The 10697-nt window shown below is 70.9% G+C and carries 11 protein-coding genes and 3 pseudogenes; 8 read left to right on the plus strand and 6 right to left on the minus strand.

What is annotated here, in order from left to right; translation table 11 throughout:
* Nucleotides 1-237 precede the first annotated feature (237 nt).
* A complete protein-coding gene (locus ACIQIB_RS38820) occupies nucleotides 238-621 on the minus strand; it encodes a hypothetical protein (protein WP_363614993.1) in 384 nt (127 codons plus the stop codon).
* Between the two features lie 281 nt (nucleotides 622-902).
* On the opposite strand from ACIQIB_RS38820, the gene ACIQIB_RS38825 reads away from it, so the two are divergent.
* The 3 genes and pseudogenes from ACIQIB_RS38825 to ACIQIB_RS38835 form a co-directional block, all read left to right on the plus strand.
* The gene (locus ACIQIB_RS38825) at nucleotides 903-1349 is read left to right on the plus strand and encodes a peptidase inhibitor family I36 protein (protein ID WP_400764113.1); all 447 of its coding nucleotides are present in this window, start codon (nucleotides 903-905) and stop codon (nucleotides 1347-1349) included.
* 124 nt (nucleotides 1350-1473) lie between these two features.
* The gene (locus tag ACIQIB_RS38830; protein ID WP_400764114.1) at nucleotides 1474-2298 is read left to right on the plus strand and encodes a hypothetical protein; all 825 of its coding nucleotides are present in this window, start codon (nucleotides 1474-1476) and stop codon (nucleotides 2296-2298) included.
* Nucleotides 2219-3409, plus strand: a pseudogene (locus tag ACIQIB_RS38835) (NF041680 family putative transposase); the annotation flags it as partial. The gene ACIQIB_RS38830 and the pseudogene ACIQIB_RS38835, both read left to right, overlap by 80 nt.
* A gap of 42 nt (nucleotides 3410-3451) precedes the next feature.
* Here ACIQIB_RS38835 and ACIQIB_RS38840 read toward each other — a convergent pair.
* Nucleotides 3452-3658 (minus strand): annotated as a pseudogene (locus ACIQIB_RS38840) (DUF4287 domain-containing protein); the annotation flags it as partial.
* 322 nt (nucleotides 3659-3980) lie between these two features.
* Between ACIQIB_RS38840 and ACIQIB_RS38845 the strand changes: the two are divergent.
* From ACIQIB_RS38845 to ACIQIB_RS38855, 3 genes and pseudogenes are all read left to right on the plus strand, one after another.
* Nucleotides 3981-6500, plus strand: coding sequence for a collagenase (locus tag ACIQIB_RS38845; RefSeq protein ID WP_400764116.1), 2520 nt, complete (start codon nucleotides 3981-3983; stop codon nucleotides 6498-6500).
* Nucleotides 6501-6592: 92 nt separating this feature from the next.
* Nucleotides 6593-6859, plus strand: a pseudogene (locus tag ACIQIB_RS38850) (diadenosine tetraphosphate hydrolase); the annotation flags it as partial.
* Nucleotides 6860-7013: 154 nt separating this feature from the next.
* On the plus strand, nucleotides 7014-7637 hold the full coding sequence (locus ACIQIB_RS38855) for a DJ-1/PfpI family protein (RefSeq protein ID WP_400764118.1): 624 nt from the start codon (nucleotides 7014-7016) through the stop codon (nucleotides 7635-7637).
* A 20-nt stretch (nucleotides 7638-7657) separates the two neighbouring features.
* Here ACIQIB_RS38855 and ACIQIB_RS38860 read toward each other — a convergent pair whose 3' ends face one another.
* Nucleotides 7658-7981 carry an alpha/beta fold hydrolase gene (locus tag ACIQIB_RS38860; RefSeq protein ID WP_400764120.1) on the minus strand — a complete coding sequence of 108 codons (324 nt, stop codon included), beginning with the start codon at nucleotides 7979-7981 and terminating at the stop codon, nucleotides 7658-7660.
* A gap of 4 nt (nucleotides 7982-7985) precedes the next feature.
* Nucleotides 7986-8429, minus strand: coding sequence for an alpha/beta fold hydrolase (locus ACIQIB_RS38865; RefSeq protein ID WP_363614979.1), 444 nt, complete (start codon nucleotides 8427-8429; stop codon nucleotides 7986-7988).
* A gap of 135 nt (nucleotides 8430-8564) precedes the next feature.
* Here ACIQIB_RS38865 and ACIQIB_RS38870 point away from each other — a divergent pair, with 135 nt between their 5' ends.
* Nucleotides 8565-8852: a hypothetical protein gene (locus tag ACIQIB_RS38870; RefSeq protein ID WP_363614977.1), complete on the plus strand. Its 288-nt coding sequence runs from the start codon at nucleotides 8565-8567 to the stop codon at nucleotides 8850-8852.
* Here the strand turns inward: ACIQIB_RS38870 and ACIQIB_RS38875 are convergent.
* Nucleotides 8779-9069, minus strand: coding sequence for an ATP-binding protein (locus tag ACIQIB_RS38875; RefSeq protein ID WP_363614995.1), 291 nt, complete (start codon nucleotides 9067-9069; stop codon nucleotides 8779-8781). The genes ACIQIB_RS38870 and ACIQIB_RS38875 overlap by 74 nt on opposite strands.
* 54 nt (nucleotides 9070-9123) lie before the next feature.
* Here ACIQIB_RS38875 and ACIQIB_RS38880 point away from each other — a divergent pair, with 54 nt between their 5' ends.
* Nucleotides 9124-9624 (plus strand): tyrosine-type recombinase/integrase, encoded by a 501-nt coding sequence (locus tag ACIQIB_RS38880; RefSeq protein WP_400764121.1) that lies wholly within the window; start codon nucleotides 9124-9126, stop codon nucleotides 9622-9624.
* 418 nt (nucleotides 9625-10042) lie between these two features.
* Here ACIQIB_RS38880 and ACIQIB_RS38885 read toward each other — a convergent pair whose 3' ends face one another.
* Nucleotides 10043-10525 (minus strand): hypothetical protein, encoded by a 483-nt coding sequence (locus ACIQIB_RS38885; protein ID WP_363615191.1) that lies wholly within the window; start codon nucleotides 10523-10525, stop codon nucleotides 10043-10045.
* Nucleotides 10526-10697: the final 172 nt, after the last annotated feature.

The raw sequence follows: 10697 nt of genomic DNA on the forward strand, positions 1-10697 counted from the left end.
AGCTACCTCGCCGGCCTTCACCTCCGCGGCGCAATGATCTGGATCAAGGACCTCACCCGAACCCATTGATCACGACCGAATACGCGGCCTAGTCGGCGTTCGCCGGGGCGGCGGCGGCCATGGCCAGCAGCGGGGCCAGCACGGCCACGGCGGCGGCCGCGGTGGCCGGTCGACGGATTCGCATGGTGGTGGACTCTCCTTCGAAGGTGGCCGACGCGTCCCGGAGCCGTCGGCGGATCACGGGAAGGCCGGCTCGGTCGGGACGAGGACGGGCTCGGACGGGACGAAGTTCACGTCACCGGGGAAGAAGATCTGCGCGCCGCGCACGAGGGCGGCCGGCGCGCTGAGACAGACCTTCAGCTGGGTCAGCGCGAACGGCATGCCGCCGACCCAGTAGTTGACGTTGTACGAAGCCATGCACTGGTCGCGCCGGGTGAGCTGCAGCATCGAGGGGTTCGGGGGAAGGACGTCGAACCCGGGGGCGGGCGCCTGCGCGACGTTGATGGGCCCCGGCTGGGTGGCGGGCCCCTGCGCGGCGTGAGCGGTTCCGGCGGCCAGGGCCAGCAGCGGGGCCAGCACGGCGACGGTGGCCGCCGCGGCGACCGGTCGGCGAAGACTCATGGGAAGAACCCTCCTCGGGGGGAACGGAATCGCCGGCGCGCGGCACCTGCCTTCGGTGGCCGACGCCGTGGTCCGAATCCTCGCGGCAGTGGCCGGTGCGGCAACATCCCATGTTTCTGGTCCGTTTCCCGGCGCGACGCGTCGGGAAACGGGGCCTCGGTGATCCGCAGTCATTTGACTGATGCCGCCGCCCGCCCCGCCCGGGCAGTCTCGTGCTGCGGCGGGCCGGACCGGGCCCGCCGCGCACGAGCACTGTCCCCGCCTGGAAAGCGAGTTCCACCGTGGCCCTGAAGTCCTTCAAGCCGGCGACCGCCATCGCGGGCGCGCTCGCCGGGGCGGCGCTGTTCCTCACGGCGGCGCCGGCGTCCGCCACGGACCCGCCCGACGACGGCTGCCCGGCCTGGGCGCTCTGCCCCTACCAGGACGGCGGCGGCGCGGGGTCGAAGGCGATCGTCGTCCCGCCGGCGGCCGGCGGCAACGGCGAGATCGTGCGCCTCACCAAGGTCCACTTCCCGAACGGGACCCTGGCCAACGACCAGGTGTCCTCCTGGCTGAACAACTCCCAGTGCCAGGTGGAGTTCTGGGACGACCCCTACAGCGAGCTGCACCCGTCCCAGCTCGACTTCACCCCGACCTGGAACTGGGGTGCGAAGGGCGACTACGGCTTCAACACCCCCGACCACCACCTCAACGACCGCCTGTCGGCCGTGCGCTTCTGGTGCCCGTAGCACCCGCCCGCGTCCCGACGCCCCCGGCCCCCGTCCCCGCGAGGTACCGGGGGCGTTCCCGTGCGCCCTCCCGGTGCGCCCTCCCCGGCCCGGGAGCACCACGACGACACCGAAACGAGATCCCATGAAACGCCTACGCCCGGCGGCCGCGCTGCTCGCCGGCCTGCTGCTCCCGCTCGCCCTCCCCGCGCCCTCCACCGCCGCGGACGCCCCGGCCGCCGCCGTGACGGCCGGTCCCGGCGCGGAAAAGCCGGACCTGACCTCCGCCAACCGCACGAGCCCGCCCGCCGGCATGCCCGACTGGTCGCGCGTGGGATTCCGCGGCGGCCGACCGCTGCCCGGTGGCGGCGACCTGACCGGAAACGCCGCCTGCCGCATCACCCCGGACCGGCTCGCCTCGCAGTACGGCGTGCGGGCGGACGACGGCGCCGACGACACCACCGGCCTGCAGAAGGCCGTCGACGACATCAAGGCCGCCTGCTCGCCGAACGCCAACTTCGACAGCCTCTCGCTGATCTCCCTCCCGGCCGGCCGGATCGACGTCTCCCGGCAGATCTACGTCGACGCCGACTACCTCGTCCTGCGCGGCCAGGGTTCGGGCACCGGCGGCACCCGGCTGGTGTTCCGCCCCGACGCCGACACCCGCTACAACACCCTGGTCAACGGCCGCTGGGACCAGGACAGCCTGAAGGCCGGCAGCGACGTCGGCACCGGCGGCTGGATCCGGCCCGGGCGCGGCATGTTCCGCGTCCAGACCCGGGACATCGCCGAGCGCTACCAGGACGACTGGGCGGCCGCCCCCGCCAACCGCAAGGACATCTTCGAGGGCAGCGTCAACCAGCACTGGGCCTCCGGCATCAAGGTCGCCGCCAAGGCGGCCGACGGGCCGGATCGTGCTGGCCGTCGACGTGAGCAACTGGCTCCGCCCCGACGCCCCCACCAGCGATGACCGGCTCTTCTGTCACGTCCACGGACGCGGCGACCGCAAAACGGACGAGCTCGTTCCCGGCTGGCCGTACTCCTTCGTCGCCGCCCTGGAGACAGGCCGCACCTCCTGGGTCGCGCTGCTGGACGCCGTGCGCCTCGGGCCGGCCGACGACGCAACCGCCGTCACCGCCGCCCAACTGCGCGATGTCGTCGAGCGGTTGAAACAGGCCGAACAGTGGCAGCCGGGCGACCCGGAGATCCTGATCATGACGGACTCGGGCTACAACGTCGCCTACCTCTCGCACGCTCTCGTGGACCTTCCGATCATGCTGGTCGGGCGCCTGCGCTCGGACCGCGTCATGCTCCGCGACGCGGGCCCCGCACGCTCCACCCCGAAAGGCGGGCACCCACGTCGGCACGGTGGCGTCCTCACCTTCACGAAGCCCGAGAGCACGAAGCCCGAGAGCTGGCATCGGCCCGAGGTCACCACGGTCACGGACACCACCCGCTACGGCACCGCGGAGGCAATCGCGTAGGACCGGATGCACCCCAGGCTCACCCACCTCGGCCCCTGGCTGAACAACACCGAGGAGGAACTGCCCATCTTCCACGGTACGTTGGTGCGGTTGAAGGTCGAGCGCCTGTCGGGCGACCGGGACCCGAAACCGGTCTGGCTGTGGTGCTCGGCCACCGCTGCCACCGGCGCCGACGCGGACCGCTGGTGGCAGTCGTTCCTGCGCAGATTCGACCTGGAACACATCTTCCGCCTGATGAAGCAGAGGCTCGGCTGGACCGCCCCGAAGATCCGCCACGCCGACAGCGCCGACCTGTGGACCTGGCTCATCATCGCCGCCCACACCCAACTCCGTCCTGCCCGACCGCTGGCCGAGGACCTCCGCCGCCCCTGGGAGCGGCCCGCCGAGCCCCGCCGCCTCACCCCCGCCCGGGTGCGGCGGGGGTTTCGCAACATCCGCCCGACCACCGCTCGCCCAGCAGCGGCACCGAAACCGTCCCGGCCAGGCCCGGGACGGCCTCCCGGCTCGAAGAACAAGCAACGGGCCACACGTCACGACGTCGGGAAGACGGTCAAACGCGCCGAGTCGATCAAGGAACACCAAACCCGACGAGGATAGATTCCAAGCTGCGGCCGCGCCCCTCCCGGGCCCCTGCTTCCCGCCCTCGTCGAGCGTGTGCTTGACGAGGGCGTTCGCGTGCCCGTGGCCGATCCCGTGCTCCGCCTTCAGCCAGGCGACCAGCTCCATGTGCCGGGTCAGCGGGGAGGAGCGGATCAGCTCCTTCCAGTGCGCGACCGGCTGCCCGTACTTCTGCTCGATGGACGGGAAGTAGCTGGCGGGACCCTTGGCGGCGGGGGTGGCGGTCATGGTGGGGCTCTCCTTCGTTCGTTGTTCACAGGACCGGACGCGGCGCGGAAACTCATCGGCCGCCGAATGTGATCCCGGTCACAATTCAGAGCCCCGGGGGTCGGCCCGGCCGGGGGTGCGGATCGGCCAGTCCGTCCGGTTCGCCGGCCTGCGCGGCAGCGGGCGGACCTCCCGGCCCGCGGTGCGGCGGAGTGGCTGGAAATCGCGTGTCATATGAACTGTGACATTGTTCTGACCCGCGGTCGGTGACAGGATCCACGCCAATCTCCTTCCTTCAGCCCGATCCCACGTCGGGCTGCCCCCACTCGACGAAGGATTCGGCGTGCTCCTGCGCACCAGACTCTCCATGCTCGCGGCAGGCGTCGTCGCCTGTTGCGCCACGGCCACCGCCGTGCTGCCGGCCCAGGCCTTCGCGGCACCCCCTGCCGCCGTCGCCGGGCCGGCCCCCGCCGCCTCCGCAGGCCCGGCCGGCCTGACGGCCCCGGCCGCCACGACGGGGTCCGAGGCCCCCGCCGCGCCCACCGCCCCGCTGCCCCCGGCGCTGATCGGCGCGACGCGCCTGGACGAACCGGCCGCCGCGGCCGGGGCGGGCGCCCCCACCCTGTCCAAGTCCCTCGCCGCACAGAGCTGCACCCCGGCCGACTTCGCGGCCCGCACCGGTGCCGACCTGGTCACGTTCGTCAAGAACTCGACCACGGACTGCATCAAGTCGCTGTACACCAGCGGCAGCGCCGACCCGAGCATCTTCCGGCAGGCCCGGATGCTGTCCGTCGCGGACGCCCTCAAGAGCCTGGCGGCCGGCTACACCGGCGACAACTCGACCGGTATCGCGCAGCTGGTGAAGTACCTGCAGGTGGGCTACTACATCCAGTTCTACTACCCGGATGCGGCTGGCCCGTACACCGGCGAGCTCGCCACCGCCGTCAGCTCCGCCCTGGACACGCTCTTCGCCGGCACCCGCTGGCGCGACGTCACCGAGGACAACGGCCGCATCCTCAAGGAGGTGGTGTGGCTCACCGACAGCGCCAACCTCCAGGCCCGTTACGCGGGCGTCTACAAGCGGATACTGGACGGGTACGACAACTCGTACAACGCGTTCCCGCAGATGATCAGCGCGGTCAACTCCGTGCTGTTCTACCCGCTCTGGGGCGGCTACCGGAACGCGGACTTCGTCCGGTCGCTGGCGGCCGATCCGGCCCTGATCACCTCGCTCGCCGACTTCGCGGTCAACCACCGGGACCTGCTCAACGGTCCCAACGCCGTCCTCGACACCAACGCGGGCAACGACCTGGCCCGGTTCGCCGGTGCGAGCCCCGCCGCCGAGGCCGTGGCCAAGCCGCTGGTGAAGAAGGTGCTGGACTCCGCGCCGCTCCTCACGCCCTACGCGCCGCTGTACGTGTACACGGCCGTCCAGGCGGCCTACTACAACAACGGCCAGTGCTCCTACTACGGCATCTGCGACCTGCGCGCCAAGCTCACCTCCGTGGTGCTGCCGAACCAGCTGGTCTGCGACAACCGCACCCTCCAGGCCCAGGCCCTGTCGGCCGCCGAACTGGCCACCGTGTGCGAGAGCCTGCGCAAGCAGGACGGGTACTTCCAGAGCGTGGTCAAGCACAACGGGCCCATCCCGAACCAGTACGCCAAGACCGTCACCTTCGGGATCTTCGCCAACAAGACCGACTACACCACCTACTCGTGGGCGATCTTCGGCAACGGCACCGACAACGGCGGCCAGACCGTCATGGACGCGACCGACCCGAAAAAGCAGGCCGTGACCGTGATGTACCAGAAGGCCTGGAACGTCAACGACCCCGCGCGGGTGTGGAACCTCAACCACGAGTACACCCACTACCTCGACAGCATCTACGACATGAAGGGCAACTACGACCTCCAGATGTCCGTCCCGGACCTCTGGTGGGTCGAGGGCATCGCCGAGTACGTCTCGCACACCTACCGCGGCGCCACCGACACCGACGCCATGGCCCAGGCGGCCAAGCACACCTACAAGCTCAGCACCCTCTTCCAGAGCACCTACGGCAACTCGGACTCGACCCGCACCTACCCGTGGGGCTACCTGGCCGTCCGGTACATGCTGGAGAAGCACCCGGCCGACGTCCAGGCCATGCTGGCGCGGTTCCGCGCCGGTGACTACCCCGGCGGCTACGCGGTCTACAACAACGTCGGCACCTCGTACGACGCCGACTTCGACGCCTGGCTCGACGCCTGCGCCGCCGGCGCCTGCTACGCCGCCGGCCCGAACGCCCTGTTCGACACCACGGTGAACGGCGCGACCGTCAGCGCCAGCGAGCGGTCCGTGCAGACCGGCCCGGGCCGGATCACCTCCTGGCGCTGGAACTTCGGCGACGGCACCTACTCGGACGAGCGCAACCCGAGCCACACCTACGCGCAGGCCGGCAGCTACACCGTCGCCCTGACCGCCACCGACGACACCGGCCGGGCCGGCACCACCGCGGCCACGGTCACCGTGACCTCCGGCGGCCCGGTCACCCTGCCGAACTGCACCGAGCCGCGCAACGACGCGATGGGCAAGAACTGCTCGCGCAGCGGCCGCGCCGCGACCGCCGGCAACTCCGACTACCTGTACGTCTACCTGCCGGCCGGCACCACCACGCTGAAGGTCACCACCTCCGGCGGCACCGGTACCGCGCACCTCTACTACAACGCCGACACCTGGGCCTCGCCGAAGGCCTTCACCGCCTCCTCCACCGGCAGCGGCACCACCCAGTCCCTCACCGTCACCAACCCGACGGCCGGCTACCGCTACCTCAGCCTGTACGCCGTCACCGACTTCAGCGGCGTCACGGTCAGCACCCAGTACTGACCGCCCGACCAGCACTACTGGCGCCCGGCCGGGACTCCCCTGCCGGGCGCTCCGCACGCCCGGAACCGCCGGTCACGCCCTAGCATCGGCGGATGACCGACGAGAACCGCGACTGGAAGTCCGACCGCATCGGCAGCGCACTGCGGGGCCGGAACCCCACCGGCATCCGGCGCCTGGACGCCGGGTTCGCGGTGGCCGGGGACGGGCAGTTCCTGCCCGGGTACACGATCCTGCTCACCGACCGGCCGGGGGTGCAAGGGCTCTCCGACCTGCCCCGGCCCCGCCGGATCGCCTACCTGGAGGACCTCGACCGCCTCGGCGAGGCCGTCGAGCGGGCCTGCCGGGCGGCCGACCCGGCCCACGCCCTCACCGCCGCCCACGACCCGATCCGGACCGCCATCGGCGCGGAGCTGGATGCGCTGAGGTAAAGGCCGGTGGTGCAGACCACTCGTTCTCGTGAATCCGCTGACCGGGGCTGGGACGGGAGGCCAACTCGAGCCTACGCTGCGGGACATGGACATCGCCATCGTGCTCTTCGACGACTTCGAGCCGCTCGACGCGATCGGCCCCTACCAGGTGCTCGGCTACCTGCCGGGGGCCGCCGTGCGGTTCGTGGCGGCGGGGAAGACGGGGCCGGTGGCCGACAGCATCGGGGGGATGCGGCTGGACGTGCCCGCCCGGTACACGGACGTCGAGGCGTGCGACGTGCTGCTCGTCCCGGGCGGGCACGGCACCCGGCCGCTGATGGACGACCAGGCGTTCCTCGACTGGCTGCGCCGGACGCACGCGACCACCCGGTTCACCGCCTCCGTGTGCACCGGCGCGCTGCTGCTCGGGGCCGCCGGCCTGCTCGACGGCCTCGCCGCCACCACGCACTGGGCGGCCGCCGGCGAGCTGGCCGGGTTCGGTGCCGCCTACACCCCCGAACGGGTGGTGCGCCGGGACCGGATCGTCACCGCGGCCGGCATCTCCGCCGGGATCGACATGGCGCTCCACCTCGCCGCCCTCCTCACCGACGAGACCACCGCCCGGGCGATCCAGCTGCACGCCGAGTACGACCCCCGGCCGCCCTTCGACAGCGGCTCCTGGGCGAAGGCCTCGCCCGCCGTGCGGGAGCGGATCAAGGAGCTCGGGTAACCGCCGGCGGCCCCGGGCCGCTACGTGTGCAGGAAGGACTCCAGGGCGGCGGCCAGGGCGACCGGCGTCTCGTGCATCGGGTAGTGGCCGGAGGCGGGCAGCTGTTCCACCTCGGCGTTGGGGTAGTGGACGAGGAAGGTGCCGCGCATCGCGTCGGCGGTCAGCAGGAGGTCGTGCTCGCCCACGAACACCCGCACCGGCACGGGGTTGCCGGCGATCCGGTCCACCAGGTCGGCGGTGGTCCAGTCCCGCACGTAGCCGTCGAAGGCCTCCCGGGTGGACAGCTCCAGCGAGCTGTCCACCATCCGGTCCAGCCAGACCCGGCCGGCCCGCCGCCCGGTCACCCGGTCACCCGGTCACCCGGTCCAGGATCTCGTACCGCTTCGCCCGGTCCTCGGCCGCGCCGTAGAACAGCGCCTCGCCCTCCGCGTCCATCGGGTACGGGCCGGCCGGGACGGGCGCCAGCCCGGCCAGCTTCCGCACCCGGTGCGGCGCCCGGGCGAGCACCTGCTGGACGGCCTTGCCGCCCATCGAGTGCCCGACCAGCGAGAACTCCGGCCAGCCGAGCTGGTCGGCCAGCGCGAGCGCGTCGTCCGCGATCTCGGCCAGCGTGTAGGCGCCGGGCACGTCCTTGCGCTCGCCGTAGCCCCGGTAGTCGAGGAACGCGTAACAGAAGGCGGAGCCGTCCAGGTAGTCCGGGAACGGGCCCCAGCCGGCGCTGGTGCCGAACCAGTCGTGCAGGACCAGCACCTTGTGGGCGCCGGTGCCGACCAAACGGTGAGGGATCGTCATGCGGGGCTTGATGCCCGTTGCGGGTGATCCCCGAACCCGGCGCACCCCCGGCAGCCCCACCTCGGCATCGACGTCCCCGATCTGGCCGCCGCCGATTCGGTCTGGGAGCCCCTCGCCCCGCTGGCACCCGTCGCCGTGGCCGGGCAGACGACCGCGGGCGAGCCGGGCGGCGCCGCCGTTTTGGGAACCCCGGCCGACGCCCTGGTGGAGACCCTCAGCCTGGCGGCCGTCGCCGAGGCGATCGAGGACACCGTCCAGCGTGGGCTCGGGGTGTCCCACGCGTGGGACACCGCCGACCTGGTCCTGCCGGTGCGCGCGGTCGTCGACCTGAAGGGCCGCGTTGCCGAGCTCACCGCCCTGGTCGCCGAGCGCCTCGCCGACGCCCACCAGGAGGCCGGCGACGCCGTGCTGTCCGCTTGGTGAAGTCGAAGTCCTCCAGCCGCTTGGGCCGCGGGAAGCGGGCCAGCCGCAGGAGCCGCTGCTGACGGCGTACGTCGCGGTCGGCGAGCTCAACCTGCAGAAGGTCGAGGAGGAACTGCTTGTAGGTGGCCTGCTCGCGGCGGGCCGTGCCGGCGAGTTCGATGAACCGCTCACGGAACGCGGGCAGCTTCAGGTCCCGGCATGCCTCGTCGATGAGCATGTCCTCCGGGCCGCCCGGCAGGGACACCCTCCTCTGCGGGATTCGGTCCTACGCTTGACCGGCATCCGCAACGAGGAGCTCCTGGAGCTGACCCACCACAGCATCACCGAATACCGACTCCCCAGCACCGGCGAAGTCGTGCCCCTGCTGCAGGTCGCCCCGTCCAAGACCGACAGCGAACGGCTCCTGCTGGTCAGCCCGGAACTGGCGGACGTCCTTTCCACCATCGTCTGCCGCCTGCGAGGAAGAAGCCGCGCGATCCCACTGGTAGCCTCCTACGACGTCCACGAGCGGGTCTGGAACCCGCCCATGCCGCTGCTGTTCCAACGCGCTATCGGCACCGAACACCGCGCTTTCACCCCGACTGCGCTGCGCAAGCTGCTGATCAACGCGCTGGCCGCCACGGGCCTGACCGATGCCGGCGGCGAACCCCTCGTCTTCTCCCCGCACGACTTCCGCAGGATCTTCGTGACCGACGCCATCATGAACGGCCTGCCACCGCACATCGCCCAAGTGCTCTGCGGACATAAGAGTCTTGATACGACGATGGGCTAAAAGGCGATCTACCCCGCCGAGACCATCGAGGCCCATCGCGTCTTCATCGCCCGCCGCAGGGCAACCCGACCCAGCGAAGAGTATCGAACCCCACCGAAGAGGAATGGGACGCATTCCTTGCGCACTTCGAGAAACGCAAGGTCTCCATCGGCACCTGCGGTCGCGCCTTTTCAAGCCCTTGTATTCATGAACACGCTTGCTTATCCGAACTAGCCCAGCTCGGCGCTGAGTTCGCCTGCGAGCGGTTCGCCACGGAAAGTAGTCGTGTCGAGTGGGGCGAACGGACTCTCTCGGGCGTGTCGTATGTTGCGCGACTTTGAACATGTGTATGAAGGCGGTGACGGGCCCAATATTGACGAGGCGGCCCCGGCGGCCGTCAGGCCACCGGGGCCGCCGTGAACACTGGTCGGCTTCACGCTCACAGTGTCGCGGGGCACTCATGCTGATGGGGCGGGGGTCCCACGACGTTGAGGATCGGGTGTTCTCCGTCCGGGATTTCGAAGACGAAGGTGACGCCGGAGGACGTGGCCTCGATGGCGCATTGGTTGCCGAAGGTGAGGGGTGTGTAGGGCTGCCAGGCGCAACCGACGCGGTCGAGAGAAGCGATCACGTCGGCGTACTTGGGTTGGCCGGGGAAACGATCCCGGCCGACCAGGCCGGCAGGGAGGCCAATGACATCACGCCAGGTCTGGAGGCAGATCAGAGCGATCTTCTGGCAGCGGCAGACACTGAGTTCAAGGTCGCCGTAAGCGAACAGGCGCGGCCATGACCGCCGCTTCCCGACGACCACTTCCCAGGGCTCACCGAGCGCCGCGGTGACCTGACCCCAAGCCGCGCCGTTCTCAACCGGCCCAAGGTGTCCCGACCGGGCGAGCTCCGCAAGGACGTCGAGTAGCTCCATGAGGCGGAGCCTGTCATCTGCGGCAATAGGCTGTCCAACGGCTTCGGGCGGGCCCGGATAGTTGCGCGGTCCTGCTATGAGAGAGCGGTTTGTGAGTGTTTGACTGGTTCTGGTGTCACCTGATGGTGTGAGTGTGGACTGGAGTTCGCTCGCTCGGCGCCGCTGCTCTGCT

Source organism: Kitasatospora sp. NPDC092286 (assembly GCF_044755565.1).
GTDB lineage: Bacteria > Actinomycetota > Actinomycetes > Streptomycetales > Streptomycetaceae > Kitasatospora.